The 26,972-nt window shown below is 74.6% G+C and carries 27 protein-coding genes and 1 pseudogene; 18 read left to right on the forward strand and 10 right to left on the reverse strand.

Annotated features, from left to right (window positions below; all coding sequences use genetic code 11):
• The first annotated feature begins 85 nt into the window (after positions 1-85).
• The gene (hemB, locus tag ABEA04_RS06675) at positions 86-1,102 is read left to right on the forward strand and encodes a porphobilinogen synthase (protein ID WP_425576991.1); all 1,017 of its coding nucleotides are present in this window, start codon (positions 86-88) and stop codon (positions 1,100-1,102) included.
• A 42-nt stretch (positions 1,103-1,144) separates the two neighbouring features.
• Here hemB and ABEA04_RS06680 read toward each other — a convergent pair whose 3' ends face one another.
• Entirely contained in the window at positions 1,145-2,431 is a 1,287-nt protein-coding gene (locus ABEA04_RS06680; protein ID WP_345456005.1) for a lytic transglycosylase domain-containing protein, read from the reverse strand.
• Between the two features lie 282 nt (positions 2,432-2,713).
• Here ABEA04_RS06680 and hemL point away from each other — a divergent pair, with 282 nt between their 5' ends.
• From hemL to ccsB, 6 genes are read left to right on the forward strand one after another with little or no spacing between them, the layout of a single operon-like run.
• Complete coding sequence (gene hemL / locus ABEA04_RS06685; protein WP_425576992.1) at positions 2,714-4,021, forward strand: glutamate-1-semialdehyde 2,1-aminomutase; 1,308 nt, start codon at positions 2,714-2,716, stop codon at positions 4,019-4,021.
• Positions 4,018-4,695 carry a histidine phosphatase family protein gene (locus ABEA04_RS06690; RefSeq protein WP_345456011.1) on the forward strand — a complete coding sequence of 226 codons (678 nt, stop codon included), beginning with the start codon at positions 4,018-4,020 and terminating at the stop codon, positions 4,693-4,695. Before hemL ends, ABEA04_RS06690 begins: the two co-directional genes overlap by 4 nt.
• Complete coding sequence (locus ABEA04_RS06695; RefSeq protein WP_345456014.1) at positions 4,695-5,252, forward strand: TlpA family protein disulfide reductase; 558 nt, start codon at positions 4,695-4,697, stop codon at positions 5,250-5,252. The genes ABEA04_RS06690 and ABEA04_RS06695 overlap by 1 nt, the downstream gene beginning before the upstream one ends.
• Positions 5,245-6,006 (forward strand): cytochrome c biogenesis CcdA family protein, encoded by a 762-nt coding sequence (locus ABEA04_RS06700; protein WP_345456017.1) that lies wholly within the window; start codon positions 5,245-5,247, stop codon positions 6,004-6,006. The genes ABEA04_RS06695 and ABEA04_RS06700 overlap by 8 nt, the downstream gene beginning before the upstream one ends.
• Positions 6,006-7,634: a cytochrome c biogenesis protein ResB gene (gene resB / locus ABEA04_RS06705; RefSeq protein ID WP_345456020.1), complete on the forward strand. Its 1,629-nt coding sequence runs from the start codon at positions 6,006-6,008 to the stop codon at positions 7,632-7,634. The genes ABEA04_RS06700 and resB overlap by 1 nt, the downstream gene beginning before the upstream one ends.
• Entirely contained in the window at positions 7,631-8,662 is a 1,032-nt protein-coding gene (ccsB, locus tag ABEA04_RS06710; protein WP_345456023.1) for a c-type cytochrome biogenesis protein CcsB, read from the forward strand. The genes resB and ccsB overlap by 4 nt, the downstream gene beginning before the upstream one ends.
• Before the next feature lie 42 nt (positions 8,663-8,704).
• Here ccsB and ABEA04_RS06715 read toward each other — a convergent pair whose 3' ends face one another.
• Positions 8,705-8,935 (reverse strand): hypothetical protein, encoded by a 231-nt coding sequence (locus tag ABEA04_RS06715; protein ID WP_345456026.1) that lies wholly within the window; start codon positions 8,933-8,935, stop codon positions 8,705-8,707.
• 45 nt (positions 8,936-8,980) lie between these two features.
• Between ABEA04_RS06715 and ABEA04_RS06720 the strand changes: the two genes are divergently transcribed.
• The gene (locus ABEA04_RS06720; RefSeq protein WP_345456028.1) at positions 8,981-9,241 is read left to right on the forward strand and encodes a DUF4229 domain-containing protein; all 261 of its coding nucleotides are present in this window, start codon (positions 8,981-8,983) and stop codon (positions 9,239-9,241) included.
• A gap of 3 nt (positions 9,242-9,244) precedes the next feature.
• On the opposite strand, the gene ABEA04_RS06725 is transcribed toward ABEA04_RS06720, so the two are convergent.
• Together ABEA04_RS06725 and ABEA04_RS06730 are read right to left on the reverse strand one after the other, a co-directional pair.
• Entirely contained in the window at positions 9,245-9,379 is a 135-nt protein-coding gene (locus ABEA04_RS06725) for a hypothetical protein (RefSeq protein WP_345456030.1), read from the reverse strand.
• 10 nt (positions 9,380-9,389) lie between these two features.
• Positions 9,390-10,283 (reverse strand): 1,4-dihydroxy-2-naphthoate polyprenyltransferase, encoded by an 894-nt coding sequence (locus ABEA04_RS06730; RefSeq protein ID WP_345456032.1) that lies wholly within the window; start codon positions 10,281-10,283, stop codon positions 9,390-9,392.
• A 118-nt stretch (positions 10,284-10,401) separates the two neighbouring features.
• On the opposite strand from ABEA04_RS06730, the gene ABEA04_RS06735 reads away from it, so the two are divergent.
• The 6 genes from ABEA04_RS06735 (at position 10,402) to ABEA04_RS06760 (ending at position 18,057) form a co-directional block, all read left to right on the forward strand.
• Complete coding sequence (locus tag ABEA04_RS06735; RefSeq protein WP_345456034.1) at positions 10,402-11,133, forward strand: class I SAM-dependent methyltransferase; 732 nt, start codon at positions 10,402-10,404, stop codon at positions 11,131-11,133.
• Between the two features lie 76 nt (positions 11,134-11,209).
• Positions 11,210-12,196 (forward strand): AMP-binding protein, encoded by a 987-nt coding sequence (locus tag ABEA04_RS06740; RefSeq protein ID WP_345456036.1) that lies wholly within the window; start codon positions 11,210-11,212, stop codon positions 12,194-12,196.
• Between the two features lie 8 nt (positions 12,197-12,204).
• On the forward strand, positions 12,205-13,119 hold the full coding sequence (locus ABEA04_RS06745; RefSeq protein WP_425577010.1) for an o-succinylbenzoate synthase: 915 nt from the start codon (positions 12,205-12,207) through the stop codon (positions 13,117-13,119).
• The gene (menD, locus tag ABEA04_RS06750; RefSeq protein ID WP_345456040.1) at positions 13,116-14,750 is read left to right on the forward strand and encodes a 2-succinyl-5-enolpyruvyl-6-hydroxy-3-cyclohexene-1-carboxylic-acid synthase; all 1,635 of its coding nucleotides are present in this window, start codon (positions 13,116-13,118) and stop codon (positions 14,748-14,750) included. The genes ABEA04_RS06745 and menD overlap by 4 nt, the downstream gene beginning before the upstream one ends.
• Positions 14,751-14,771: 21 nt before the next feature.
• Positions 14,772-16,064 (forward strand): hypothetical protein, encoded by a 1,293-nt coding sequence (locus tag ABEA04_RS06755; RefSeq protein WP_345456042.1) that lies wholly within the window; start codon positions 14,772-14,774, stop codon positions 16,062-16,064.
• A 112-nt stretch (positions 16,065-16,176) separates the two neighbouring features.
• Complete coding sequence (locus tag ABEA04_RS06760; RefSeq protein ID WP_345456044.1) at positions 16,177-18,057, forward strand: Na+/H+ antiporter; 1,881 nt, start codon at positions 16,177-16,179, stop codon at positions 18,055-18,057.
• On the opposite strand, the gene ABEA04_RS06765 is transcribed toward ABEA04_RS06760, so the two are convergent.
• Together ABEA04_RS06765 and ABEA04_RS06770 are read right to left on the reverse strand one after the other, a co-directional pair.
• Complete coding sequence (locus tag ABEA04_RS06765; RefSeq protein WP_345456046.1) at positions 18,047-18,883, reverse strand: NmrA family NAD(P)-binding protein; 837 nt, start codon at positions 18,881-18,883, stop codon at positions 18,047-18,049. The genes ABEA04_RS06760 and ABEA04_RS06765 overlap by 11 nt on opposite strands.
• A 38-nt stretch (positions 18,884-18,921) precedes the next feature.
• Entirely contained in the window at positions 18,922-19,410 is a 489-nt protein-coding gene (locus ABEA04_RS06770) for a GNAT family N-acetyltransferase (protein WP_345456048.1), read from the reverse strand.
• 48 nt (positions 19,411-19,458) lie between these two features.
• Between ABEA04_RS06770 and ABEA04_RS06775 the strand changes: the two genes are divergently transcribed.
• The 3 genes and pseudogenes from ABEA04_RS06775 (at position 19,459) to ABEA04_RS06785 (ending at position 21,955) form a co-directional block, all read left to right on the forward strand.
• A complete protein-coding gene (locus ABEA04_RS06775) occupies positions 19,459-20,253 on the forward strand; it encodes a PP2C family protein-serine/threonine phosphatase (protein WP_345456049.1) in 795 nt (264 codons plus the stop codon).
• Between the two features lie 199 nt (positions 20,254-20,452).
• A complete protein-coding gene (locus ABEA04_RS06780) occupies positions 20,453-21,094 on the forward strand; it encodes an MBL fold metallo-hydrolase (RefSeq protein WP_345456050.1) in 642 nt (213 codons plus the stop codon).
• Positions 21,095-21,119: 25 nt separating this feature from the next.
• Positions 21,120-21,955 (forward strand): annotated as a pseudogene (locus tag ABEA04_RS06785) (nucleotidyltransferase domain-containing protein).
• A gap of 205 nt (positions 21,956-22,160) precedes the next feature.
• Here ABEA04_RS06785 and ABEA04_RS06790 read toward each other — a convergent pair.
• Together ABEA04_RS06790 and ABEA04_RS06795 are read right to left on the reverse strand one after the other, a co-directional pair.
• Positions 22,161-23,447 carry an isochorismate synthase gene (locus ABEA04_RS06790; RefSeq protein WP_425576993.1) on the reverse strand — a complete coding sequence of 429 codons (1,287 nt, stop codon included), beginning with the start codon at positions 23,445-23,447 and terminating at the stop codon, positions 22,161-22,163.
• 74 nt (positions 23,448-23,521) lie between these two features.
• Positions 23,522-24,478: a L,D-transpeptidase family protein gene (locus tag ABEA04_RS06795; RefSeq protein WP_345456052.1), complete on the reverse strand. Its 957-nt coding sequence runs from the start codon at positions 24,476-24,478 to the stop codon at positions 23,522-23,524.
• 159 nt (positions 24,479-24,637) lie between these two features.
• On the opposite strand from ABEA04_RS06795, the gene ABEA04_RS06800 reads away from it, so the two are divergent.
• Complete coding sequence (locus ABEA04_RS06800; protein ID WP_345456054.1) at positions 24,638-25,327, forward strand: demethylmenaquinone methyltransferase; 690 nt, start codon at positions 24,638-24,640, stop codon at positions 25,325-25,327.
• Positions 25,328-25,570: 243 nt separating this feature from the next.
• On the opposite strand, the gene ABEA04_RS06805 is transcribed toward ABEA04_RS06800, so the two are convergent.
• On the reverse strand, positions 25,571-26,329 hold the full coding sequence (locus ABEA04_RS06805) for an AIM24 family protein (protein WP_345456056.1): 759 nt from the start codon (positions 26,327-26,329) through the stop codon (positions 25,571-25,573).
• Positions 26,326-26,967: an AIM24 family protein gene (locus tag ABEA04_RS06810; protein WP_345456058.1), complete on the reverse strand. Its 642-nt coding sequence runs from the start codon at positions 26,965-26,967 to the stop codon at positions 26,326-26,328. Before ABEA04_RS06810 ends, ABEA04_RS06805 begins: the two co-directional genes overlap by 4 nt.
• Between the last annotated feature and the right edge of the window lie 5 nt (positions 26,968-26,972).

Here is a 26,972-nt window from a genome sequence, read left to right on the forward strand (position 1 = left end):
GTTTCACCACTTAAGTGGTGAAACTCCCGGTTCTGGCACGAACCTTCGTCGCAGAACCCGCAGTTTCGTCGTGAGGAGCCGCCCGATGGACCAGCAGAGCACGGACGTCGGCGGCGGGACGCCGTGGATGAGCGGGCCCGTCGTCCGGCCGCGGCGGCTGCGCCGCACGCCGGCGCTGCGGCGGCTGGTCGCCGAGACCTCGCTCGAGGCGCGGCAGCTGATCCTGCCGGCCTTCGTGCGCGAGGGCGCGACCGAGCCGCACCCGATCGCCGCGATGCCGGGCGTGGTGCAGCACAGCACCGACTCGCTGCGGCGGGCCGCCGCCGAGGCGGCCGAGCTGGGCGTCGGCGGGCTGATGCTGTTCGGCGTCCCCGAGCACAAGGACGCCGTGGGGTCGGGCGGCACCGACCCCGACGGCGTGCTCAACCTGGCCATCGCCGACGTCAAGGCCGAGGTCGGCGACGCGCTGCCGGTCATGTCCGACCTCTGCCTCGACGAGTTCACCGACCACGGCCACTGCGGCGTGCTCGACGAGCGCGGGCAGGTCGACAACGACGCCACGCTCGTGCGCTACGCCGAGATGGCGCTGGCCCAGGCCGCCGCGGGTGTCGACCTCGTCGGCCCCAGCGGGATGATGGACGGCCAGGTCGCCGTCGTCCGCGCCGCGCTCGACGCCGCCGGGCACACCGACGTGGCCGTGCTGGCCTACGCCGCCAAGTACGCCTCGGCCTTCTACGGCCCCTTCCGCGAGGCCGTGAGCTCCTCGCTGGTCGGCGACCGCCGCACCTACCAGCAGGACGCCGCCAACGGTCGCGAGGGCGTGCGCGAGGCGCTGCTCGACGTCGCCGAGGGCGCCGACCTGGTGATGGTGAAGCCGGCCCTGCCCTACCTCGACGTCGTCCGCCGGGTGCGCGACGCCGTCGACGTGCCGGTCGCGGCCTACCAGATCTCCGGTGAGTACACGATGGTCGAGCTCGCCGCCGAGCGCGGCGTCATCGACCGCGACCAGGCCATCGTCGAGACGCTGACCTCCATCCGGCGCGCCGGCGCCGACGTCGTGCTCACCTACTGGGCCACCGAGGTGGCGCGCAACCTGCGCTGAGCCCTCCCGTCGCCGGGTCGGCCAAGTAGCACGGGTCGGCCGTCAGCCGACCAGCTTGGCGACGCAGGCGTCGAGCTTCGCCGGCAGGTCGGGCTTCAGCACGGCGGCGGTGAGCAGGTCGGCCACCGAGTCGAACCCGAGCTGGGCCAGGCACGTGGTGGTCGCCTCGGCCTTGCTGATCGTGTCGTCGACGGGCGGGACGCCGGTGTCGGGCACGTCGGGCACGACCTCGTCGACGTCGGGCAGGTCGGGCGTGTTGGTCGGCGTCGGCGGCTTGGGCGGCTTCGGCGTCGACGGATCGGTCGGCTCGGGCTGGGTGGGCTCGGTCGGCTCGGTCGGCTCGCTCGGCTGCGTGGGGTCGGTGGTCGGCTCCTGCGTCGGCTCGGCCGTCGGGCTCGGCGCGGTGGGCGCCGGGCCGGGGCGGTCGTCGCCACGGTCGCGGCCGCGGTCGCGCAGGTCGCCGAGGTCGATCGAGGGGCCGGGCGTGAGGTAGCCGGCGTCGGCGGTGTCGTCGGGCACCGACATGTAGTCGCCGCCGAGGTAGGCGTCCATGACCGAGAGCACGAGGTCGACGTAGGACTCGGAGTTGTTGTAGCGGAAGACCGCGTCGCGCTGGCCCGAGAGGGTCGAGAGGTCGTCGTCGCCCGAGCAGAGGTAGACCGCGGTGCCCAGCGCCGCGTCGTCGATGTCCTGCGGGTTGCGCTCGCCGTCGCCGTCGGCGTCGACGCCCACCTGCGCCCAGGTCGACGGGATGAACTGCATCGGGCCGACGGCGCGGTCGAAGGAGCGGTCGCCGTCGTACTGGCCGGCGTCGGTGTCACGGATGACCGTGGTGCCGTTGCGACCGTCGAGGGCGATGCCGGTGATGGCGGGGGTCGCGACGCCGTCGCTGTCGAGCGCCGAGCCGCCGAAGCGGCCGTGGTTCGACTCGACGCGGCCGATCGCCGCGACCAGCTGCCAGGTGAGCTTGCAGCCGGGGTCGGCGGCGTTGATGACCGTCTCGGCCCGCTGGTAGGCGGCGAGGGCCGCCGACGGGATGCCGTTGGTCGAGGACGTCGCGGCGATCTGCTGGGCGTCGCCGTTCACACCGGTGACCGATCCGGCGTCCTCGTCGGGCGCCGAGACCGACGCCGGGTCGTCGAAGGGCACGGTGGGCACGCGGCTGCCGTCGGGCAGGCGGCCGGACCCGTCGGGCGCGGAGGTGGACGGTGCCGCGCTGCTCACGGGGTTGAACCCGACGCCGGCGAGGCTCGCCGTCCAGGCGGCCGACAGCAGGGCGAGAGGCAGGACGGCGGCGGTCTTGCGAAGACGACCAGTGCTCGAAGACAAGGCTTGCTCCTACGGACGCGAGGGGGTGGGGCCCTCCGAGATGACACGCTTCCTACCCCATGGCGTGTCGTCTCAACCCCAACGAATGTTGTCACCGAGAGTTACGCCACGTCTTCACCCCGTTCCAGGCGGAACCACCCGAGGTTCACCCGGGTGCGGCCCTCCCGCGATTCGGGCGCTTCAGGGCCCTCGGCGACAATGGAGGGGATGGCGTCGACACGCACCGAACCGCCCGCCTCAGGTCCGTCGGAGTCCGCTCCGACCAGCGCCTCGCAGGCGCTGATGAGCCGCGCTCGCGCGGTCATCCCCGGTGGCGTGTCCTCGCCCGTGCGGGCCTTCAACGCCGTCGGCGGGACGCCGCGGTTCTTCCGCTCGGGCGCCGGCGCCTGGCTCACTGACGCCGACGGCAACGAGTACGTCGACCTGGTGCTCTCGTGGGGCCCGCTGCTGCTGGGCCATGCGCACCCCGAGGTGCAGGCGGCCGTGCAGGCCGCCGTCGCCCGCGGCACCTCCTTCGGCGCCCCCACCGAGCCCGAGGTCGAGCTGGCCGAGGAGATCACGGCCCGCACCCCGGTCGAGCGGGTGCGCTTCGTCTCCTCCGGCACCGAGGCCACGATGTCGGCCATCCGGCTGGCCCGCGGTTTCACCGGGCGCGACGTCGTGGTGAAGTTCGCCGGCTGCTACCACGGCCACGTCGACGCCCTGCTGGCCTCGGCCGGCTCGGGGCTGGCCACGTTCGCCGTCCCCGGGACGCCGGGCGTGCCGGCGTCGTCCACCGAGCTGACGATCGTGCTGCCCTACCACGACCGCGCCGCGGTCACCGCGGCCTTCGCCGAGCACGGCGACCGCATCGCGTGCCTGGTCACCGAGGCGGCGCCCGGCAACATGGGCGTCATCGAGCCCGAGCCCGGGTTCAACCGGTTCCTCGCCGAGACCTGCGCCGCCCACGGCGCGCTGTTCGTCAGCGACGAGGTGATGACCGGCTTCCGCGCCGCCCGCCAGGGCCAGTGGGGCCGCGACGGCGCCCTCGAGGGCTGGGCGCCCGACCTGATGACCTTCGGCAAGGTGATGGGCGGCGGCTTTCCGGCCGCGGCCTTCGGCGGTCGCGCCGACGTGATGGCGCTGCTCGCGCCCGAGGGGCCGGTCTACCAGGCCGGCACGCTGTCCGGTAACCCCGTCGCCACCACCGCCGGCCTCACCACCCTGCGCCTGGCCACCGACGAGGTCTACGAGCACGTCGGCGCCGCCGCGCAGACCGTCAAGGACGCCGCCTCGCAGGCCCTCGACGCCGCCGGCGTCCCGCACGTGGTCTCCTCGGCGGGCACGATGTTCTCGATCTTCCTGCTCGACCCCGCCGAGCTGGCCACGGGTGCCGTCCGCGACTTCGCCGACGCCTCGCGCACCGACGCCCGGGCCTACGCCGCGTTGTTCCACTCGATGCTCGACCAGGGCGTCTACCTGCCCCCGTCGGCCTACGAGGCGTGGTTCCTCTCGGCCGCGCACGACGACCGCGCCGTCCAGGCCGTGGTCGACGCCCTGCCCGCCGCCGCCCGGGCCGCGGCCCGCGTCCACGAAGGAGGGGCGGCATGAGCACCCCCGACACCGTCGTCCACCTGCTGCGCCACGGCGAGGTGCACAACCCCGACGGCGTGCTCTACGGCCGCCGCGACGGCTTCCACCTCTCCGACCTCGGCCGCCAGATGGCCGAGAAGGTCGCCACCACGCTGCAGCACCGCGACATCGTCCACGTGGTCTCCTCGCCGCTCGAGCGCGCCCGCGAGACCATCGCGCCGCTCGCGCTGGCACGCCGGCTCGAGGTGCAGGTCGACGAGCGCGTCATCGAGTCGACCAACAAGTTCGAGGGGCTGACCTTCGGCCGCGGCCGCAACGCGCTGTGGAGCCCGAAGACCTGGCGCCACCTCTACAACCCGTTCAAGCCGTCGTGGGGCGAGCCCTACGACGACATCGTGGCCCGCATGATGGCCGCGGTGCACGATGCCCGCCGCGCGGCCGCCGGGCACGAGGCCGTGATCGTCTCGCACCAGCTGCCGATCTGGACGACGCGCCTGCACGTCGAGCGCCGCTCGATGCTGCACGACCCCCGCAAGCGGCAGTGCACGCTGTGCTCGCTCACCTCGTTCCGCTTCGTCGGCGAGCGCCTCGCGCAGGTGGCCTACAGCGAGCCCGCGGGCGACCTCATCCCCGTCACCGACCGGCACGCGCCGTTCTCCACCGGCGGCGCCCCCGAGTCGCGGAGGCCGTGATGCGCCGCGTCGTCGCCGTGGTGGCCGCGGTCCTCGCCCTGGTGGGGACGGCGGGCTGCAGCGGTCTCGACGGCACCGGCGACGCCAACTACACCACCGGTGACGGCGCCATCACCCAGATCGCCGCCGCCGACCGCGAGGGCGCGCTCGACATCGGCGGCGAGACGCTCGACGGCGAGCCGATCGACCTGGCCTCGATGCGCGGCGACGTCGTCGTCCTCAACGTGTGGGGCTCCTGGTGCACCCCGTGCCGCGGGGAGGCCCCCGTGCTGCAGGAGGCCTCCGAGCAGCTCGACGCCCGCTTCGTCGGCATGAGCTTCCGCGAGACGTCGTTCGAGAACGCCCGCTCCTTCGAGCGCGAGTTCGGCATCACCTACCCGACGATCGCCGACGAGGGCGCGGGCGTCGTCGAGCTCGGCGACTACGCGCCGAAGGCGCCGCCCACGACCTACGTGCTCGACCGGCAGGGCCGGGTCGCGGCCGTCGTCACCGGCGCGATCACCTCGGCGGGCACGCTCGAGGACCTCGTCGAGGAGGTCGCGGCCGAGGATGGGTGAGTGGTTCCAGGAGCAGGCGGCCGCGGGCTCGCTCGCGCTGGCCCTGCCGGTGGCCGCGGTCGCCGGGCTGGTCTCGTTCTTCAGCCCGTGCGTCATCCCGCTGCTGCCCGGCTACCTGTCCTACGCCACCGGCATCTCGGGGGCCGACCTCGCCTCCGGTGAGGCCTCGCGCCGCCGCGGTCGCATGCTGCTCGGCTCGGTGCTGTTCGTGCTCGGCTTCGCGGTCGTCTTCGTGCTGATCGGCTTCACCGTCGGCGGCGTCGGCCTGTGGCTGCGCAGCTACGCCGACGAGATCACCGTCGTCATGGGCGCGCTGCTGATCGTGCTCGGGCTCGTCTTCGCCGGCGCGCTGCCGTGGCTGCAGCGCGAGTGGCGCATCCACCAGGTCCCCGCCGTCGGGCTGGGCGCCGCACCGTTCGTCGGCGCGCTGTTCGCCCTCGGCTGGACGCCGTGCATCGGCCCCACCTACGCCGTCATCGTCAACCTCACCTACACCGACGCCACCGCGGCGCGCGGTGCGGTGCTCTCGGCCGCCTACGCGCTCGGGCTCGGCATCCCGTTCGTGCTCGCCGGGCTGTTCTACGCCCGCTCGCTCGGCGCGCTGGCCTGGGTGCGGCGCCACCAGCTGGTCGTCATGCGGGTCGGCGGCGCGATGCTGGTCGTCGTGGGGCTGCTGCTGGTCACCGGCGTGTGGGACCAGGCCGTCCAGTGGGTGCAGGTGCGTCTCGTGGGCGGGTTCGAGGTGCCGGTCTGATGGTCGACCTGCAGGAACGCCCCCCGGCCGACCACCCCGAGCGCCCCGACCGCGGCGGACGCCGTCGCGCCGGCGAGCTGGGGGGGCTCGAGCTGCTGCGTTGGACCTGGCGGCAGCTGACCTCGATGCGCACCGCGCTGGTGCTGCTGCTGCTGCTCGCGCTGGCCGCCGTCCCGGGCTCGGTGGTGCCGCAGTCGGGCGTCGACGCGTTCGCGGCCAACCAGTGGAAGGAGGACCACCCGACGCTCACGCCGATCTACGAGCGGCTCGGGCTGTTCTCGGTCTACGACTCCGCGTGGTTCTCGGCCATCTACATCCTGCTGATGGTCTCGCTCGTCGGCTGCATCGTGCCGCGCACGCTGCACTACGCCCGCGCGCTGCGGGCCGTGCCGCCGCGGGCGCCGCGCAACCTGACCCGGCTGCCCGAGCACCGCGTGGTGCGGCTCGACGCGCCGGTCGACGACGTCCTCGCCCGGGCGCGCACGCTGCTCGGCGGACGCCGCTACCGACTGCGGCCGACCGACCCCGACGCTGCCGACGCGGTCAGCGCCGAGAAGGGCTACCTGCGCGAGGCCGGCAACCTGCTGTTCCACCTCTCGGTGATCATCGTGCTGGTCGGCTTCGCCTGGGGCGCGCTGTTCGGCTACCAGGGCGGCGTCATCGTGCTGCAGGGCGGCACCTTCGCCAACACCGCGGCGTCCTACGACGACCTGAACCCGGGCAGCCGGTTCGGCGCCGACGACTTCGACCCGTTCCTGTTCACCGTCGACGACTTCGACATCACCTGGCTCACCGAGGGTGCCGCCGCCGGCACCGCGCGCGCCTTCAAGGCGGCGCTGACCTACCGCGACGGCGACGGCCCCGAGGACCAGTACGACCTGCGGGTCAACCACCCGCTCACCATCGGCAGCACCGACCTGTTCCTGGTCGGCCACGGCTACGCGCCGGTGATCACCGTGCGCGACGGCAACGGCGACGTCGCCTACAGCGGGCCCACCGTCTTCCTGCCGCAGGACGAGTCGTTCCTGTCCTTCGGCGTGGTGAAGGCGCCGTCCGCGCGCCCCGGCCAGCTGGGCCTCGAGGGGCTGTTCTACCCGACCTTCGACCTCGTCGACGGCGACCCGACCACCGTGTGGCCCGACGACCTCGACCCGCTGATCAGCCTGAACGTGTGGACCGGCGACCTCGGTCTCGACGACGGCGTCCCGCAGTCGGTCTACCTGCTCGACACCTCCAAGGCCTCGCAGGTCACCCAGGACGACGGCCGCCCCTTCCGGCTCGACCTCCGGGTGGGCGAGACCCGGCAGCTGCCCGACGGGCTCGGCTCGGTCAGCTTCGACAGCGTGCAGCCCTGGGTGCGCATCCAGGTGAGCCAGACCCCCGGCAAGGAGGTCGCGCTGCTAGGCGTGGTGGCGGCCCTGATCGGGCTGCTCGGCTCGCTGTTCATCCGCTCGCGGCGCGTGTGGGTGCGCGCCCGACCCGGCACCGGTGAGGACGCGGGTGCCACGATGGTCGAGGTGGCGGTCCTCGACCGCTCCGGTGGGGCCGACCTGAGCGACGTCCTCGACGAGATCGTCCGCGGGCTCCGCGACCCGGAGCCGTCCTCGCACCCGAAGGAGCCGCAGTGAGCAACACCGCGTGGGAGACCCTGAGCAACCAGGCGATCGGCGCCGCCGGCATCGTCTACTTCCTGGCCCTGCTGGTGCACCTGGCCGAGTGGGCCTCGCTGCGCCAGCCGGCCACGGCCAGGGCGGCCCGGACGTCGTCCGCGGGCTCCGAGGGCTCCGAGGGCGACGTGCTGGTCGCCACCGGCCCCGAGACGGGCGAGGAGGCGCCGTCCACCCGCACCGCGTTCCTCGCGCGGCTCGGCGTGCTGCTCACGGTGATCGCCGTCGTCGCCCACTTCACGGCGCTGGTCGGGCGCGGCATGGCCGCCGACCCGAACCGGGTGCCCTGGGGCAACATGTACGAGTTCACGACCGCGGGCACGTTCGTGGTCGCGCTGATGTACCTGCTGCTCCGCCGCCGGCTGAAGCTGGACTGGATGGCGCCGTTCGTGCTCGGCTTCGTCGTCGCCACGCTGATGGTCGCCGTGATCTGGCTGCACTCCGAGGTCGCGCCGCTCACCGAGGCGCTCGACTCCTACTGGCTGGTCATCCACGTCGTCTCGGCGATCATCGCCACCGGCGCCTTCACCATCGGCGGCATCCTCTCGATCGCCTACCTGGTCAAGCTGCGCCGCGGCGACGCCACCAGCGGCCCGCTGACCCGGGTCCCGTCGCTGGCCGTGCTCGACCGCACCGCCTACCGGGTGCACGCCTTCGCCTTCCCGGTGTGGACCTTCGCGGTGCTCATCACCGGCCCGATCTGGGCCCACGAGGCGTGGTCGCGCTACTGGAACTGGGACCCCAAGGAGGTGTGGGCCTTCATCACCTGGGTGGTCTACGCCGCCTACCTGCACGCCCGCGCCACCGCCGGCTGGAAGGGCCGCAACGCCGCCATCCTCGCCTGCGTCGGCCTGGCCACGCTGTGGTTCAACTTCATCGGGATCAACTACTTCGCGACCAACAGCCAGCACAGCTACGCCTCGCTCGGCGCGCCGGTGGTCGAGCGGATCGACGGGGCCCCGGACGTCGCTCGGGTGCCTCTGCACTGACCTCACGAGGTCTCGACACGCCGGTCGCGACCTCGACGCGGGTCAGTCCGGGTCTTCGGGGTTCCGGCGCTTGCGGTCGAGGTCGCGCAGGAAGTCCTCGTCGTCGTCGGGGGCGATGATCCGGGGCCGCTGCGGACGCCGCGGGCCCTGCGGACGACGCGGGCCGGTGAGGCCGCGACCGGTGCCGCCGGCCGCGCTGCGCTCCTGGAAGACGCGCACCAGCAGGTAGATCGCCACCGCCAGCAGCACGAGCACGAAGAGGAACCGCAGCACGCGTCCAATGTAGAGCGCAGGTGGTCACCACCTACCCTGGGTCGCGTGAAGGACTTCGCCGTCTACACCCTGCTGCGCCTCGGGCTGTTCCTGCTGACCTGGGCGGCCGTCGTCGGGGCGTGGTTGCTGATCTGGAGCACCCCGGCCTACGGGCTGACGTTCCTCATCGCGTTCGTGCTCAGCGGCATCGGCTCCTACTACGTCCTCCACGGTCCGCGCGAGCGGCTGGCCCGCCACGTCGAGGACCGCGCCGGGCGTGCGACGTCCCGCATCGACGAGATGCGCAGCCGCGAGGACGCCGACTGAGGCTCAGTCGCGCCGGCGGTTGAGCCGGCGCTCGATGCGGCTGCGCGGCTGGCCGAGGATCTTGGCCAGCAGCGGCACGCGGAAGACGTAGGCGGCCACCAGGGCCGCGACGACCAGGAGCACGACGAACGCGGTCACGGCGCCGACCCTACGCGGCCCGGGCCAGGGCGAGCGCCGCCGTGACCAGCACGGCCCACGCGAGCTCGGCCAGGCCGGTCGACTGCAGGGCCGGGATCAGCCCCGGTCCGGTGGCGCCGCCGGTGACGGCGCGCAGCCCCGGCCGTGCCGCGACGACGAACCCGACGCCGACCAGCGCCCACCAGCTGGTGAGGGCCGCGACGACGACGACCGCGACGACCGCGGCGACCACCAGCGCGACGTACAGCCCGCGGGTGCGCCGGTCGCCGAGCCGCACGGCCAGGGTGCGCTTGCCGGCCACGGTGTCGGTGGGGATGTCCCGCAGGTTGTTGGCCACGAGGATGGCGCACGCGAGCGCGCCGACGCCGGTGCCGGCGGCGAGCGCCGCCCACGACCAGTCCTGCGTCTGCACGAAGGTGGTGCCGACGACGGCCACCAGCCCGAAGAAGACGAACACCATGACCTCGCCGAGGCCGAGGTAGCCGTAGGGCGTGGAGCCGCCGGTGTAGTACCAGGCCGCCAGCACGCTCACCGCGCCGACGGCGACCAGCCACCACGCCGTCGTCGCGGCCAGCACCAGGCCCGCCACCGCGGCGACGCCGAACGCGACGAACGCGGCGCGCTTGACCGCGCCCGGCGCGGCCGCGCCGGAGCCGACCAGCCGCATCGGACCGACGCGGTCGTCGTCCGTGCCGCGCACGCCGTCGGAGTAGTCGTTGGCGTAGTTGACCGCCACCTGCAGCGCGAGGCTGACGACCAGCGCGAGCAGCGCCTTCCACCACACCGCCTCGCCCTCGTGGACGGCGATGCCGGTGCCGGCCAGCACGGGCGCGACCGCGGCCGGCAGCGTGCGGGGCCGGGCGCCCTGCACCCACTGCGCCGCGGTGGGGCGGGGCGTCGTCACGGGCGGTGACTCTACGAGGTCCCCGAGGTCCCCGAGGTCTCCGAGGTCTCCGAGGTCTCCGAGGTCGACGAGGCTCGGCGGTGGCCGCGGGCGGCCCGGGTCGGGTAGGCATGGGGCCATGCGGATCTCGGCCGGCCCCGACACGCCCGACGGTGAGCGCACCGACTACGACGACTTCGCGGCCGCCTACTCCGCCGAGAACGAGTCGAGCGTCTTCAACGCCCACTACGAGCGGCCGGCGATGCTCGACCTCGCGGGCGACGTGGCCGGACGACGGGTGCTCGACGTCGGCTGCGGCACCGGTCCGCTCTCGCTCGCGCTGCGGGAGCGCGGCGCGTCCGTCGCCGGGTTCGACCGCAGCGCCGCGATGGTCGACCTCGCCCGCCGCCGCCTCGGCGACGGCGCCGACCTGCGGGTGGCCGACCTCGCCGCGCCGCTGCCCTACGCCGACGACTCCTTCGACGACGCGGTGGCGTCGCTGGTGCTGCACTACCTCGAGGACTGGGCCGGCCCGCTCGCCGAGCTGCGCCGCGTGCTGCGGCCGGGCGGGCGGCTGCTGGTCTCCACGAACCACCCGGCGGCCTACCCGATCGTCTACCCCGAGGCCGACTACTTCGCGGTCACGCGCTACTCCGAGGACCACACCTTCGACGGCCGCCCCGTCGTCCTCACGTTCTGGCACCGGCCGCTCCACGCGATGTCGGGCGCCTTCGCCGACGCCGGCTTCCGCACCCTCCGCATCGCCGAGCCGCCGCCGGCGCTCGACACCCCGGCCGCGCGGCTGCCCCCGGGGCTCCCCCCGAGCGGCCGGTTCATGTGCTTCCTGTTCTGGGTGCTCGAGGCCCGCTGACCCCGCCCGCCCTCCACATCGTCAGGGACTATCCCGGAGGTGCTTGCTGGACGGGGGCCGATCTAGGGTCGGAGACGTGGACTACCGGGCGTGGCTGGACGCCGCCGACGACGACGCGCCGCCGCTGGTGGTGACGACGTCGGGGTCGTCGGGGCGGCCCAAGCGGGTCGTGCTGTCGCGCCGGGCCGTGCTCGCCTCGGTCGCCGCGACCGAGGCCCGGCTCGGCACCCGGGGACGGTGGGTGCTGCGGCTGCCCGAGACCTACGTCGCCGGCCTGATGGTCGTGCTGCGCTCGCTGGTGGCCGGCCACGAGCCGGTCGGCCGAGACGACCCGTGGCCGGACGGCGAGGGCTGGCTCACCAGTCTCGTGCCCACCCAGCTGCACCGCCTGCTCGACGAGCCGGACGACGTCGCCGCCCTGCGCCGCGCCCACACCGTCCTGCTGGGCGGCGGACCGCTCGACCCGGCCCTGCGCGCGCGGGCCGAGGCGGCCGGCGTCCACGTGGTCGCCACCTACGGCGCCGCCGAGACGTGCGGCGGTTGCGTCTACGACGGCGTGCCGCTCGACGGCGTGCGCGTGGCGGTCGACGACGACGGCCGGGTGCGGCTCGGCGGCCCGACGCTCTTCGAGGGCTACGAGGGCAACCCCGACCTCACGGCGTCCACGCTGGTCGACGGCTGGTTCGTCACCGCCGACGCCGGCCGGCTCGACGCCGACGGCCGGCTGCACGTGCTCGGCCGCCTGGACGACGTGGTGGTCAGCGGCGGGGTCAACGTGCCCGGTCCGGCCGTCGCGGCGCGGCTGCGCGAGCACCCCGCCGTCGCCGCGGCCGAGGTGCTCGGCGTCCCCGACGACGAGTGGGGCCACCGGCTCGTGGCGTTCGTGGTCCTCCGACAGGCTCGGGAGCCGTTCCTCGACCTCGAGGCCGCGCGGGACTGGGTCGGCGAGGCGCACCCGCGCGCCTGGGCGCCGCGCCAGCTCGTGCGGCTGGACGCCGTCCCGCTGCTCGAGAACGGCAAGCCCGACCGGCTGGCGTTGCGGAGGCTCGCGTGCGCGTCCTGAGCCTGCCGATGCGCACCCGCTTCCGCGGCATCACCGAGCGCGAGGTCGTGCTGCTGCCCGGTGCCGCCGGGTGGGGGGAGTGGAGCCCGTTCGTCGAGTACGACGCCGCCGAGGCCGCGCCGTGGCTGGCCTGCGCCCGCGAGGCCGCGGCCGGTGACTGGCCCGCGCCGGTGCGCGACCGCGTGCCGGTCAACGTCACCGTGCCCGCCGTCTACCCCGCGCGCGCCCACCGCATCGTGACGGCCGGCGGCTGCCGCACCGCCAAGGTCAAGGTCGCCGAGCGCGGCCAGACCCTCGCCGACGACGAGGCCCGCGTCGAGGCCGTCCGCGACGCGCTCGGCCCCCACGGCCGGATCCGGGTCGACGCCAACGGGGGCTGGGACGTCGACGCCGCGGTCACGGCGATCGCCCGGCTCGACCGCGCCGCCGGAGGCCTCGAGTACGTCGAGCAGCCGGTCGCCGAGGTCGAGGACCTCGCGTTGGTGCGCCGCCGGGTCTCGGTGCCGGTCGCGGCCGACGAGTCGATCCGCCGCGCCGCCGACCCCTACCGGGTGCGCGACCTCGAGGCGGCCGACGTCGCCGTCCTGAAGGTGCAGCCGCTCGGCGGGGTGCGGGCGTGCCTGCGCGTGGCCGAGGAGATCGGGCTGCCCGTGGTGGTCTCCTCGGCGCTCGAGACGTCGGTGGGCATCGCCGCGGGCGTCGCCCTCGCGGCGGCGCTGCCCGAGCTGCCCTACGCGTGCGGGCTCGCCACCGTGCAGCTGCTCGGGGACGACGTGGCCCTCGCGCCCCTGCTGCCGGTCGACGGCGAGCTGCCGGTCGGCGTCCCCGAGGTCGACGCCGCCGCGCTCGACCGGCTCGCCGCCCCGCCGGAGCGGGTCGCGTGGTGGCAGGAGCGGCTGGCCGCGGCGGAGGCGGCGCGATGACGCCGGCGAGCCCGGCGAGTCCGGCTGGCTCGTCGGCCGAGCTGGCTCGCGACGTCGTCCGGCAGCTCGTCGAGGCCGGGGTGCGCCAGTTCGTGGTTGCGCCCGGCAGCCGCAACGCGCCGCTGTCGTTCGCGGTCTTCGACGCCGCCGAGGCCGGGCTGGTCGACCTGCACACCCGTGTCGACGAGCGCTCGGCTGGCTTCCTCGCCCTCGGCCTCACCCGCAACCACGCCCGCGCCGCCGTGCTCTGCACCTCGGGCACCGCCGTCGCCAACCTGCACCCCGCCGTGCTCGAGGCCGCGCACGCCGGCCTGCCGCTCGTGGTGCTCACCGCCGACCGGCCCGCCCGGCTGCGCGGCACCGGCGCCAACCAGACCACCGACCAGGTCGGCGTCTTCGGACGCCTCGTCGACACCGTCGACCTCGCCGCCCCGGGCCCCCTGCCCCTGTCGGACGACGGCCCCAGCCACCTCAACGTGCAGCTCGACGAGCCGCTGCTGCCCGACGGCCGGTGGGTGCTGCCCGAGCGCCTGGTCCGTTCGATTGAACGGAACGAGGGTGGTTCGGCGCGGATCGGCGCCGCGGACCGTTCGATCGAACGACTCCCGCTCGCCCCCGGCCCCCGCACCGTCGTCGTGGCCGGGGACGACGCCGGCCCGGCCGCGCGCCGGCTCGCCGAGGCCGCGCGGTGGCCGCTGCTCGCCGAGCCGTCGTCCGGCTCGCGCACCGGCGACCACGCCCTGCGCTGCTACCGGCTGCTGCTCGGCGACCCCGACAACGAGCTCGCCGCGGCGGTCGAGCGGGTCGTCGTCCTCGGCCGGCCGACGCTGTCGCGTCCGGTGACCCGGCTGCTCGGCCGGGCCGACGTCGAGGTGTGCTCGGTGCCGCCGCGCGGCGTGTGGGCCGAGCGGCCGTTCGCCGTGACGACGTCCGCCCCCGGCTTCACCGCCGAGGCCGACGACCCGGCGTGGCTCGACGCGTGGCGGGAGGCCGACCGCGCGGTCGCGCGGCGGCTCGACGCCCTGGTCGCCGCCGAGCCGGGCCTGACGCCGTACGAGGTCGCGGGCGCCGTCGCCCGCGCCGTCGGGCCCGGCATGCAGCTGGTGGTCGGTGCCTCCAACCCGGTGCGCGACCTCGACCTCATGCACCGCCCCACGCCGGTGGGGGAGCGTCGCAAGATCGTGGCCAACCGCGGCCTCGCCGGCATCGACGGCACCGTCTCGACGGCCATCGGCGCGGCGCTGGCCCGGCCCGACCACCCGACGATCGCGCTGCTGGGCGACGTCACCTTCCTGCACGACTCCAACGGGCTGGTGCTCGGCCCGCGCGAGCCGCGGCCCGACCTGACCCTCGTGGTGGTCAACGACGACGGCGGCTCGATCTTCCACACCCTCGAGCAGGGCCACCCGGCCCACTCCGACCGCTTCGAGGCCCTCTTCGGTACCCCGCACGGCGTCGACCTCGCCTCGCTGTGCGCCGCCACCCGCACGCCGCACCTGCGCGTCGAGAGCCTCGCCGCGCTCGAGCAGGCGCTGGCCAACCCCAACGGCGCGCTCGAGGTGGTGGAGGCCGTCGTCCCCAGGGCCTTACGCAGAGGTCACGATCTGGCTATTCGTTCCCTGCGTCCCTGACCCTTTACCTACGATGCGCGCATGGAGCTGCACCACCACCTGCATGCGCTCGGCCAGCAGGCCGGCCGCGACGTCTTCGACGACGCGGAGGGCTTCCGCGGCGTGCTCGACGACTTCCTCGACGAGGGTGACGCCACCACCGGCGACATCAACCTGCTGGTGGACGCCGTGCGGCTCGGCGCCTTCTCGTCGCTGATCACGATGCTCGACAGCGGGGCCGACGCCGGCGCCGCGGTCGAGGAGGTCGGCGCCCGGCTCGCGCGCGACCGCGGCAGCGCCGACGTCGCAGGCGGGCAGTGGGCGCTCGCCGTGCTCGGCTTCGCCGTCGACCGTGTCGGCGAGGGCGAGGTGCGCCGCTTCCGCACCCAGCACGCTCCCTCGACCGGCGCGACGCCGGCCGCGTCGGCCCCCCAGCCCCCGGCCGCGCCGCCCGCCCCCACCCAGCTGCCGCCGCCCACCCCCGGCCCGGGCTCGCCCGGCCAGGACGACGCCTGGGGCCAGGCGCCCGCGTCGTGGCCGTCGGCGTCCCAGTCCCCGCACCAGCCGCAGGCCCAGCCCCCGCACCAGCCGCAGCCCTACCAGCCGCAGCCGGCCTACCACGCGCCGCCGCCGGGTCCGACCGGTCCCCACCAGCCCTACGGCCCCGCGCACGGCTCGTCGGGCGGGTCGGGCGCGGGCGGCAAGAAGGGTCTGCTGATCGGCGGCGGGGCGCTGCTGCTGGTCGCCGCGATCGCCGTCGTCCTCGTGCTGGTGCTGGGCGGGGGCGACGACGACACCGAGCGCGCCTCCGACGACGGCACGCCCTCGGAGACCGTGGCGACGTCCGAGACGCCGACGACGTCCGACAGCCCGACCGACCCGGCCACCGACGAGACCAGCGTGCCCCCCACCGACGAGCCCCCCACCGACGAGGCGCCCACCGACCAGCCCCAGGTCGACGGCTCGGTCAGCGCGGCCGACGCCACCGCGTTCTACCAGGCGCTGCAGACCTTCTCCGACGACTTCTCCGCAGGAACCACGACGCTCACCGAGGCCTCCAGCCTGCGCCAGGGGCAGAACGGCAACCAGCAGATGCGCAAGGCGGTCTACGACCTCGACAGCGCCGTGCGCCAGCTCGACCTCTCCGCGGTGCAGCCCGAGACCAACGAGTTCCTCGACCAGAGCGCCGCGATGATCGAGGGCCTCGACCAGTCCTACGGCTCGGCCGGCTCGGTGGTGCAGCTGCAGCTCGACGTCGGCAAGCTGCCGACCACCGAGTACACCACCGCCTTCACCGACCTCAGCACCGCGATCTCGAACAACACCGAGTTCTGAGCGCGTCGACCCGTCGCCTACGAGCGACGGGTCGACGCCGGGCGACGCCGGTACCCGCCTCGGCGGGTGGTCGCGTGGGCCGTGGGGCCGGCTGCTCTGGCACCATCGGTCGGTGGAGATCGCCCTGCTGCTGGTTGCCCTCGCGGTCGGCGTCCTCGTCGTCACGGGCATCGCCGAACGGCTCGACGTCCCGGCGCCGCTGCTGCTCGTGGTGGTCGGCGTGGCCGGCTCCTACGTGCCGGGGATGCCGCACATCGAGCTCGAGGCCGAGGTCGTGCTGCTCGGCCTGCTGCCCCCGCTGCTCTACTCCGTCGCGCTGTCGACGTCCCTGGTCGACTTCAACGCCAACCGCCGCACGATCCTGCTGCTCTCGGTGGGCCTGGTCGTCTTCACCACCCTCGGCGTGGGCGTGCTGGTGCACGCGCTGCTGCCCGGCCTCGGCTGGGCCGCGGCCTTCGCCATCGGAGCGGTCGTGGCGCCGCCCGACGCCGTGGCCGCCACCGCGGTCGGACGACGCATCGGCCTGCCCCGGCGCATCGTGACGATCCTCGAGGGCGAGTCGCTGCTCAACGACGCCACCGCGCTGGTCGCGCTGCGCACCGCCGTCGCGGCCGGCGGCGTGGCCATGGCGGGTGGCGGCGGCGTCGACGCGGTCGACGTCGGCCTCGACTTCCTGCTCGCGGCCGGCGGCGGCATCGCGGTCGGCGTGGCGGTCTTCTTCGTGGTGGCGAAGGTGCGCCGGCGCCTCACCAACCCGCTCATGGACACCGCGATCTCGCTGGTCGTGCCGTTCGCGGCCTACATCGCCGCCGAGGAGATCCACGCCTCGGGCGTGCTCGCGGTGGTCGCGGCCGGTCTGCTGCTCGGCCACAAGGCGCCGGTCCTGCAGTCGGCCCAGAGCCGCATCGCCGAGCGCACCAACTGGCGCACCATCGCCTTCCTGCTCGAGAACGCCGTCTTCCTGCTCATCGGGCTGCAGGCGTCCACGCTGTTCGGCGACCTCGAGGAGAGCGACCTCGGCGGCGGCCGCATCGCGCTGGTGTGCGCGCTGACGCTCGCGGCGGTGATCGTGCTGCGGCTGGTGTGGGTCTTCCCCGCGCGCTACCTGCTGGTGCGCCCCGGGCTCGACCCCGACACCCGCCGCGAGCCGCCGTGGTCCTACACCTTCCTGCTCGGCTGGGCCGGCATGCGCGGCGTGGTCACGCTGGCCGCGGCGTTCGTCATCCCCGAGGGCACCGCCCACCGCGAGGTGCTGCTGTTCGTGGCCTTCACCGTGGTGGCCGGCACCCTGCTGCTGCAGGGGCTGACGCTGCCGTGGATCGCGCGTCGGCTCGAGGTGCCCGCCCCCGACGCGATGGACGACGCCCTCGCCCGGGCCACGTTGCTGCAGCAGGCCTCCAAGGCGGGGTTCAAGCGCATGAAGCAGGCCGACGTCGACGACGTGCACGGCGTCGGCGCCCTGATCAAGCAGCGCATCGAGCAGCGCAACTTCGCCGCGTGGGAGCGGCTGGGCACGACGGCCGACGAGGAGACGCCGTCCGAGCTGTACGCCCGGCTGCGGCTGGAGATGATCGCGGCCGAGCGCGAGCGGGTGCTCGAGATCCGCTCGGAGGGCACCACGCCGTCCGCGGTGGTGGCCGAGGTGCTGGCCATGCTCGACGTCGAGGAGTCGCTGCTCGACACCGCGAGCCGCGAGCGTGCGGAGCTGCGGACGGCCTCGGCGCTGCGGCGTCCGGGCGAGGAGTGCGAGCACCTCGCGAGCCACCCCGTCGTCGAGACCGTCACCGACGGCACGTGCCCGGCCTGCGTCGCCGACGGCACCCGGTGGGTGGCGCTGCGGCAGTGCCTGGAGTGCGGGCACGTCGGCTGCTGCGACTCCTCGCCGGGGCGCCACGCCACCCGCCACTTCCACGACACCGGCCACCCGGTGATGCAGTCGGCCGAGCCCGACGAGGAGTGGCGCTGGTGCTACCCGCACCACCTCACGGCGTGACGAGCACGTCCTCGAGCCGGCGCGGCGCGTGCCCGGTGAGCCGGCGGACGTCGTCGACCACCGCGGCCTGCGACCCGTCGGCGACCGCGGTGTAGGTGCTCACCCACGCGTCGAGCTGCCACGGCTCGGCGTCGGGGTAGGCCGCCCGACGCGAGGCGTAGGCCTCCTCGAGCGTCTCGTCCTCGAAGCGCAGCGGACGGCCGAGGACGGCGCCCGCCCGGGTCGCGACCTCCTCGAACGTCAGCGCCTCCCCGCCGCTCAGGGTGTAGGTCGCTCCGGCGTGCGCCGCGGGGTCGCGCAGCACCGCCACCACGGCGTCCGCGACGTCGGCGCGGGCGACGGCGGCGACCCGGCCGGTGCCGGCCGGACCACGGATGACGCCCTCGGCGTCGGCGAACTCGGGCAGCACGTCGAGGTAGAAGTTGTCGCGCAGCACGGTGAACGTCGTCCCGTCGGCGGCCGCGTCGTGCAGCACCTGCTCGGTGTCGTGGTGGTCGCGCGCGAGGGTGAACGTGGCGTCGGGCGCGGCGGAGGAGAACGAGGTGTAGACGACGTGCCGCACCCCGGCCCGCACCGCCGACTCGATCATCGTGCGGTGGTCGAGCACCCGCTGGTCCGACTCCGAGGCCGAGACCATGAACAGCACGCTCACGCCCTGCAGCGCCGAGGTCGCGGCCGTGGCATCGTCGTAGGTCGCCACGTGGACGTCGAGCCCGAGCTGCGGCGCCCGGGCGGCGTTGCGGACGATCAGCCGGGGCTGCAGGTCGACGAGGGCCTGGGCCACGCGGCCGCCGACGGCGCCGGTCGAGCCGGTGAGGGCGAGCACGCCCCGATCATGACGCACCGGGGTCTGCCGCGACACCGCTACCGGCGCGTCATCCGCAGCACCCGGCCCTCGGGCCGCTCGTCGGTCGCGCCGTCCGGTGCGAAGCGGTGCCGGCGGTAGAACGCGACGGCCCGGTCGTTGCCCTCCAGCACCCACAGGTACGCCGGCCGCGCGCCGACCGCGGCGGCGAGCAGCGCGGGCCCGACGCCGCGGCCCCACGTCGCGGCGCGGGCGTAGACGGCATACAGCTCGAGCGGCGCCGGCGGGTCGTCGTGACGCGGCGGACCCGACGCGGCGAAGCCGACGAGCGCGTCGTCCACGACGGCCAGCAGCATGGTGCGGGCGGGGTCGGCGATCTGCTCCACCCGCCGGCGGCGCAGCCGCTCGGGGTCGGCGAAGACGCGGTCGACCGCGCCGGGCGGCATCAGGTCGGTGTAGGCCTCGACCCAGCAGGCGCGGTGCAGCTCGACCAGCGCGTCGACGTCGCCGAGGCCGGCCGGGCGCACCTCGATCGACAGTGCGTCCACAGCGCGATGCTAGGTCGCGGACGCCGCGGGGCTGGCAGGATGCGGCCCATGTACCGGTTCGTCGCCGCGGCTCGCAGCCACGTCGGCCTGGTCCGCGACAACAACGAGGACTCCGCCTTCGGCGGGCCCTACCTGCTGATCGTCGCCGACGGCGTCGGTGGCGCCGCGGCCGGCGAGGTGGCCTCGTCCACCGCCACCTACGTCGCCTCGGCGCTCTCGATGCTCGGCCGCGACGACGACCCCGTCCAGCTGCTCGCCCGGGCCGTCGAGCAGGCCGCCGCCCAGCTGCGGGCGGGCGCGGCCACCGACCCGGCCCGCGCCGGCATGGGCACCACCCTGACCGCCGTCCAGAGCGACGGCGAGCGCTTCGGCCTGCTGCAGCTCGGCGACTCACGGGCCTACCTGCTGCGCGACGGCGCGCTGAGCCGGCTCACCCGCGACCACACGCTGGTGCAGGCGCTCGTCGACGCCGGCCGCATGACGCCGGAGGAGGCGCGCCACTCGCCGTTCGCCAACATCGTGCTGCGCTCGCTCGGCAGCGGCGACGAGCCCCTCGACCCCGACCTCGGCTACGTCGACCTCGCTGTCGGCGACCGGCTGCTGCTGTGCAGCGACGGACTCAGCGACCTCGTGGACGACGACCGCCTGGCCGAGCTGCTCGCGGGCGAGCGCGACGACGCCGCCGACGCGCTCGTCGAGGCCGCGCTCGCCGCCGGCGGCAAGGACAACGTCACCTGCGTGGTCGCCGACGTCGAGGAGGGCCCGCGGGTAGACACCCGCGGGGTGCTGGTCGGCGCCGTCGCCGACCTCGAGCACGTGCTCGACCCGACGTCCGTGCGCTGATCCACCCGGGGCCCGACCGTGGCCCGTCCCGTGCGATCGCTCGGTTCGTGCGCGGGGTGGGGCCCGGGTACGTCCTGTTCCGTGCGATCGCACGGTTCGTGCGCGGGGTGGGGCCCGGGTACGTCCTGTTCCGTGCGATCGCTCGGTTCGTGCGCCGGACCGGGCCGGCCGCCGCTGCTCCGGGGCTAGGTTCGGAGGCATGAGGCTCACCAAGTTCGGCCACGCCTGCGTCCGCGTCGAGCACGCCGGGGTGCGCGTCGTCCTCGACCCGGGCGGGTTCACCGAGCGCGAGGCGGTCGAGGGCGCCGACCACGTGCTGATCACCCACCAGCACGCCGACCACTACGACGCCGACCACCTGCGCGCGGCCGGCGCGACGATCCACACGATCGAGGCGGTGGCGGCCGTCATCCGCGAGGAGGCGCCCGACCTCGCCGACCGGCTCCACGTGGTCACCCCCGGCGACGACCTCGACGTCGGCTTCGCGGTCAGCGTGGTGGGCGAGCGGCACGCCGTCATCCACCCCGACCTGCCGCGCTTCGACAACTCCGGCTACCTGCTGCGTCTCGGCGACCAGCGCGTCTACCACCCCGGCGACGCCCTCACCGCGCCCGGCGAGCCGGTCGACCTGCTGCTCGCGCCGGTCTCGGCCCCGTGGCTCAAGGTCGGGGAGGCCGTCGACTTCGTGCGGGAGGTGGGCGCCCCGCGCAACCTCGCCATCCACGACCGGGTCTACAGCGACGTCGCCCTGCAGATGGTCCAGGGCCACATGCAGCGCCTGGTCACCGAGCCGCTCGGGCTGAGCTTCGAGCGGCTGCCCGACGGCGCCGACCTGGCCTGAGCCCGTGCGAGCGCTCGCCGAGGGGATGGCGCCCGACGTCGTCGCCGAGGTCGACCGCCGCCTGGCCGAGGTGGCGACGGCCCACGGCGTCCGCGTGCCGTGGGCCATCGAGAGCGGCAGCCGGGCCTGGGGCTTCCCCTCGCCCGACAGCGACTACGACTGCCGCTTCCTGTTCGTGCGCCCGGTCGCCGCCTACCTCGACCCGTGGCCGCCGCGCGACGTCGTAGAGACGCCGCTCGACGCCGTCTTCGACGTCAACGGCTGGGACCTGGTCAAGGCGGTGCGGCTGGCCACGGCCGGCAACGCGACGGTGGGGGAGTGGCTGCGCTCCCGATCGTCTACGACGGCGACCCCGCCTTCCGCGACGACCTGCTCGCGGTGGTCGAGCGGGTCGCACAGCGCGCCGCGACCGCGCGGCACTACCAGCACCTGGCCGCCGGCCAGTGGGAGCGCTCGGGCGCGGCCGCCGGCGCGGAGACGCGGCTCAAGGGGATCTTCTACGCCCTGCGGCCGTGCGCGGTGCTGCACTGGATGGCGGCGACCAGGGGCGGGGACGCCGGGACGCCGCCGGTGCCGCCGATGAACCTCGGCGAGCTGTTCGACCAGGCGCCGCCACCCGCCGACGTCCGGTCCGCCGTCGACGAGCTGACGGCCCGCAAGGCGGTCACCCGCGAGCTCGGCACGGGTTCCGTCCCCGACCCGGTGCGCCGGTTCGTCGAGACCTGGCTCGCCGTGGACGCCGCCGACCTCGCCGACCGGGTGGGTGCCGAGCCCGAGCCCGACGTCGAGTCGTCGCAGGCCGCCCGCCGGGTCGCCGCCGACGGCTTCCGGTCGCTGCTCGACCGCTGGGCCCCCGCCTGAGGCCCGACCTCCTCGGGTTCTCCCTCCGCTTCTCGGGCGTTGCAACACCCGAGAACGTCAGGGACACCCGGTGGACCGGGTATCCCTGAGGCGGGTGCGGCGGACGCGACCCAGCCCCGAACCCAGCCCCGAACCCAGCCCCGGACCCAGCCCCGGACCCAGCCCCGAACCCAGCCCCGGACCCAACCCGGACTCAGCCCCGGACTCAGCAGCCCAGCGAGTCGCGCACGGGCACGAACTTGGCCTGCGACTCGGCCAGCTCGGCCTCGGGGTCGGAGTCGGCGACGATGCCGCAGCCGGCGTACAGCCGCACCGCGCTGCCCTCCACCTGCGCCGAGCGCAGGCCGATGCCCCACTCGCCGTCGCCGTCGGCGGCCATCCAGCCGACCGGTCCGGCGAAGCGGCCGCGCGGCATCCCCTCGAGCTCGGTGATCAGCGCGGTCGCGGTGCCCGAGGGCGTGCCGCCCACGGCGGCCGAGGGGTGCAGCGAGGCGGCCAGCGCGAGCGACGACGCGGTGTCGGCGTCGTGGACGACGCCGGCGAGGTCGGTGGCCAGGTGCATGACGTTGGGCAGGTGCAGCACGAACGGCGCCTCGGGCACGTTCATCGACCCGCAGTGCGGCTCGAGCGCCTCGGCGACCGAGCGGACGGCGTACTCGTGCTCCTCGAGGTCCTTCGAGGAGCGGGCCAGCGTGGCGGCGAGCGCGAGGTCGCGCCCGTCGTCGCCGGTGCGGCGGATGGTGCCGGCCAGCACGCGCGAGGTCACGAGGCCGCGCTCGCGACGCACCAGCAGCTCGGGCGTGGCGCCAAAGAATCCGTCGACGTGGAAGGTCCAGCACGTCGGGTAGGACTCGGCCAGCCGCCGCAGCGGCCAGCGGACGTCGACGGGCTCGTCGGTGGTGGCGACGAGGTCGCGGGCCAGCACCACCTTCTCGAGCGCGCCGGCGCCGATGCGGGCGACGGCGTCGGCCACCACGCTCATCCAGGCCTCGCCGTTGAGGTGGCCGTCGGCGAACCGGACGCCGACCGGCGGCCGCAGCGGCGTCGCGGCGGTGAGCACGTCGTCGAGCCCGTCGAGCCGGTCGAGCCAGGCCGAGACGGTGGTGACCCAGGCGACGTCGCCGCGGCGTCCGACGACGACCTCGGGGACGACGAGCGTGGAGGTGCCGGGCTGGTCGGCGAAGGCGAACGAGCCGAAGCAGACCAGCCCGGTGCCGGGCGCCTCGACGTCGTCGCGGACGACGGCGCGGGCGGCGGTGGCCGACCACCAGGTGTCGGCCTCGGCGAACCGGTCGGGGCCGGAGGCGCGCAGCGCGGCGGCGACGCCCCACCCGACCAGACCATCGCCGCGACGCAGCCAGGCGACGGGGTCGGCCTCGGGCAGAAGCTCGACGAGGGAGTCGACGGCGGCCCCGATGCGCTCGGCCGGCACGGCGACGGTGCGGGCCACCAGCGGGGTCGCCGACTGGTCGGCGCGGGCACCCAGGGTCACGCGGGCGAGCGTACTCACCGTGGTGACCCCGGGCCCCGCGCCGGTCGGTGGGGCCGGACGACGTCCGGAGCGGCTCAGGACCAGTAGACGATGACCGGGTCGCCGACCTGCACCTGGTCGTAGAGCGAGGCGAGGGCGTCGTAGTCGCGCACGTTCACGCAGCCGTGGGACGCCCCGGCGTAGCCGACCGAGGCGAAGTCGGAGGAGTAGTGCACGGCCTGGCCGCGGGAGAAGAACATCGAGTAGGGCATCGACGAGCCGTAGAGCGACGACACGTGGTCGGCGTCCTTGTAGGTCACCGAGAACGCACCCTCGCGGGTCGGGGTCGACTCCGAGCCGAACCGCACGTCGACGGTCTGGACGACGGCGCCGTCGACGACGTAGCGCAGCGTGCGGCTGGTCTTGTCGATGCACAGCACGCGGCCGGTGGTGCAGCGGGGGTCGAGCGCGCCGGGGGTGTTCTCGCCCAGCTGGTTGGCGAGCTCGGCGGCGGTCGGCTCGGTGGTCATGGCGAGCAGCCGGTCCATGGTGCGCTGGTCGACCTCGCCGGTCACCGGGATCTCGCGCTTGGCCTGGAAGCCCTCGACGGCCGCGGTGGTCAGGTCGCCGTACAGGCCGGTGACGTCGCCCTCGAACCAGTCGATCTGGCGCAGCCGGGCCTGCAGCTCGCGCACCTCGGCGTTGTCGTCGCCGGGCGAGAGCAGCGCCGGACCGGGCTGCAGCCGGGGCTCGGCCGGCTCGGCCGGCTTCGGCTCGGGCGTCGGCTCGAGCGTCGGGTCCTGGGTGGGCTCCGGCTGCTCGGCCGGCACGGTGGGCTCGGAGGTCGGGTCGGGCGTGGGGGTCGGGTCGGTGGCGGACGCGGGCTCGTCGGACGGCGCGGGCCGCGGCTCGTCACCGGCGGCGCGGCCGGTGATCCCCGACTCGCGGCGGTCGTCGTCCGCGTTTGCCTGGGACCAGCCGAACCCGTAGACGGCCAGGGCGACGAGCCCAGCGACGACCACGGTGAGCGTGAGACGACGGACGATGTTCATGGCGGGGGTCCTGCCTGCTTCCTGGTGTGCAGCGTCATGGGGGAGGGTGGGGCTGATGGGGCGCACGTGACGCGTGTGGCGTGCGCTCATCGTTCACCATGGAGACGCCACCCCCAGGCATTTGGTTGCAGCGACGGTGCGCCGACTAGCGTCGAGGTCGTGGCCCGTGCCGACCTCGACAAGCAGCCGACCGACGTTCAGCGCATGTTCGACGCCGTCGCCAAGCGCTACGACGTGACCAACGACGTGCTCTCCCTCGGGCAGGACCGGCGCTGGCGCCGCCTGGTGGTCGAGGCCGTCGACCCGCAGCCGGGCGAGCGGGTCCTCGACCTCGCGGCCGGCACCGGCACCTCGAGCGAGCCGCTGCAGGACCGCGGCGCCCGCGTCGTGGCCTGCGACTTCTCCCTCGGCATGCTCCGGCAGGGCAAGCGGGTGCGGCCCGCGCTCGACTTCGCCGCCGGCGACGCCACGCGGCTGCCGTTCGCCGACGCCACCTTCGACGCCGTCACGATCTCCTTCGGCCTGCGCAACATCGTCGACTCCGCGGCGGGGCTGCGCGAGATGCGCCGGGTGACCAAGCCGGGCGGGCGGCTGGTGGTCTGCGAGTTCAGCCACCCCACGTGGACGCCGTTCCGCGTCGTCTACTCCGAGTACCTCATGCGCGCGCTGCCCACCGTCGCGCGCGCCGTCTCGAGCTCACCCGACGCCTACGTCTACCTCGCCGAGTCGATCCGCGCCTGGCCCGACCAGGCCGCCCTCGCCGCGATCATCGACGACGCCGGCTGGCGCGACGTCGAGTGGCGCAACCTCACCGGTGGCACCGTCACGCTCCACCGGGCAAGGGCCTAGCCCGGCGCGAGGAACGAGCGCCGGGCTGACGGCCCGCAGGTCGAGCGAGCGCGCGACCGAGGAACGAGGTCGCGACCGCGTGACGAGACCACTGGCCTTCCGAGGCCAGGCCGACCCGGGTCCGGACCCGAGACCGGCTTGCGTGGCCTCGACACGCTCGCACGGGTTCGCAAGCTCACCCGTGTCGCTTGCTCGACCTGCTGACGCGACGCCGCTGCCCTCGTTCCTCGGGCATCGACTGCGTCATTGCTGCTGGGCGCGCGCGATCAGCTTCTGCCCGAGGGCGCCGGCGGAGTTGGCGTCGAGCAGGTTGGTCTGCGACTCGACCAGCCGCAGCAGGGCGCCGTCGGCGCGGAGCAGCTCGGAGGACTGCAGCAGGATCGTGCCCGCGCCGGTGAAGTCGTACTGCCGCTCCTCGCCCGACTCGCGACCGAAGAACGAGGTCAGCCCGGCCATGAACGACTGGGCCATCCAGTTGTGGTCGTAGTGCTGCGAGGGGGAGGGGCAGTCGGCCCAGCCGAGCAGCGCGTCGGGGTCGGCGCGGAAGGGCGGCTCGACGAAGATGACCGGCCCGTTCGAGGAGGCGAGGAACTTGCCGGTGCCGATGAGCACCAGGAAGCCCGGCACGATCGACTGCTTCAGCTCGAGCCCGGTCTCGAAGGCCAGCAGGTTCGAGGCCTTGATGGTGAGGTTGCCGGCCTCGAGGTCGTAGGAGTTGATGTCGTTGCCGCGGTCGCCGATGACGAGCTTGCCCTGGCCCGAGGCCACCACCCAGTCCTGGGTGTAGAGCGGGGAGGAGAACCGCGCCGCCACCCACGCCGCCCGCGAGGCGAACTGCGAGACGCCGGAGAAGTCGACGTTGCCGTAGTAGGCGATCATCGCGCCCTTCGACGTGAACCACTCGCCGTGGAGGTCGATGCAGAAGGAGTAGGCGTTGATGTTGTCGTCGCTCGGCAGCGACTGGGCGTCGTAGACGGTCGAGCCGCCGGTCATGTCGATCATCGAAACTTCTTCTCCGATGCCTGGATGTAGACGCGTCCGTGGCCGGACACGTGCAGCTGGAGGGCCTCGCCCGAGCCGCGGCCGACGACGTCGCGGATGCCGACGCTGGCCTTGAGGTCGACGTTGAGCGGGCCGACGTGGCCCACGTAGGCCTGGGGGTCGACGCCGATCGTCTCGCCGGTCACCTCGAGCTCGACGGTGCCACCGTGCGAGAGCAGGGCCACCGAGCCGCTGCCCATGATCTTGGTGGTGAACAGCCCCTGGCCCGAGACGGCGCCGCGCACCGCCTGCCGGATGCCGCCCTGCCCGATCATCTCGACCGAGGTCTGCAGGTTGGCGTGGTGCGCCAGCAGCCGGTCGGCCTCGACGGTCAGCGTCTCGTTCGCCAGCTCGAGGAGGGTGACGTAGAGGCCGCGGAAGCCGTAGATGACGTTGCCCTGGCCCTCGGCGACCATCATCGCCTCGGACTCGCTGGCCATCGCGCGGCCCACCATGCCGCCGACGCCCCCGCCGCCGCTGATGGGCCGGAACGTGACGCCGCCGGAGTAGCCGAGCATCGCGCCGCGGCGGGCGATCACCTCGCCGCCCGGGCCGACGTCGGTGCGCACGACCTTGCTGTTCACCTGCTCGAAGGCCATCGCCG

Source organism: Nocardioides marinquilinus (assembly GCF_039543705.1).
Lineage (GTDB): Bacteria > Actinomycetota > Actinomycetes > Propionibacteriales > Nocardioidaceae > Nocardioides > Nocardioides marinquilinus.

What these genes read in the sequence shown, in the direction of transcription:
- hemB (WP_425576991.1), top strand. Translation starts at nt 86, where the DNA reads ATGGACCAGCAGAGCACGGACGTCGGCGGCGGGACGCCGTGGATGAGC.
- hemL (WP_425576992.1), top strand. Translation starts at nt 2,714, where the DNA reads ATGAGCCGCGCTCGCGCGGTCATCCCCGGTGGCGTGTCCTCGCCCGTG.
- ABEA04_RS06690 (WP_345456011.1), top strand. Translation starts at nt 4,018, where the DNA reads ATGAGCACCCCCGACACCGTCGTCCACCTGCTGCGCCACGGCGAGGTG.
- ABEA04_RS06695 (WP_345456014.1), top strand. Translation starts at nt 4,695, where the DNA reads ATGCGCCGCGTCGTCGCCGTGGTGGCCGCGGTCCTCGCCCTGGTGGGG.
- ABEA04_RS06700 (WP_345456017.1), top strand. Translation starts at nt 5,245, where the DNA reads ATGGGTGAGTGGTTCCAGGAGCAGGCGGCCGCGGGCTCGCTCGCGCTG.
- resB (WP_345456020.1), top strand. Translation starts at nt 6,006, where the DNA reads ATGGTCGACCTGCAGGAACGCCCCCCGGCCGACCACCCCGAGCGCCCC.
- ABEA04_RS06735 (WP_345456034.1), top strand. Translation starts at nt 10,402, where the DNA reads ATGCGGATCTCGGCCGGCCCCGACACGCCCGACGGTGAGCGCACCGAC.
- ABEA04_RS06745 (WP_425577010.1), top strand. Translation starts at nt 12,205, where the DNA reads ATGCGCACCCGCTTCCGCGGCATCACCGAGCGCGAGGTCGTGCTGCTG.
- menD (WP_345456040.1), top strand. Translation starts at nt 13,116, where the DNA reads ATGACGCCGGCGAGCCCGGCGAGTCCGGCTGGCTCGTCGGCCGAGCTG.
- ABEA04_RS06755 (WP_345456042.1), top strand. Translation starts at nt 14,772, where the DNA reads ATGGAGCTGCACCACCACCTGCATGCGCTCGGCCAGCAGGCCGGCCGC.
- ABEA04_RS06775 (WP_345456049.1), top strand. Translation starts at nt 19,459, where the DNA reads ATGTACCGGTTCGTCGCCGCGGCTCGCAGCCACGTCGGCCTGGTCCGC.
- ABEA04_RS06780 (WP_345456050.1), top strand. Translation starts at nt 20,453, where the DNA reads ATGAGGCTCACCAAGTTCGGCCACGCCTGCGTCCGCGTCGAGCACGCC.
- ABEA04_RS06795 (WP_345456052.1), bottom strand. Translation starts at nt 24,478, where the DNA reads ATGAACATCGTCCGTCGTCTCACGCTCACCGTGGTCGTCGCTGGGCTC.
- ABEA04_RS06805 (WP_345456056.1), bottom strand. Translation starts at nt 26,329, where the DNA reads ATGATCGACATGACCGGCGGCTCGACCGTCTACGACGCCCAGTCGCTG.
- ABEA04_RS06810 (WP_345456058.1), bottom strand. Translation starts at nt 26,967, where the DNA reads ATGGCCTTCGAGCAGGTGAACAGCAAGGTCGTGCGCACCGACGTCGGC.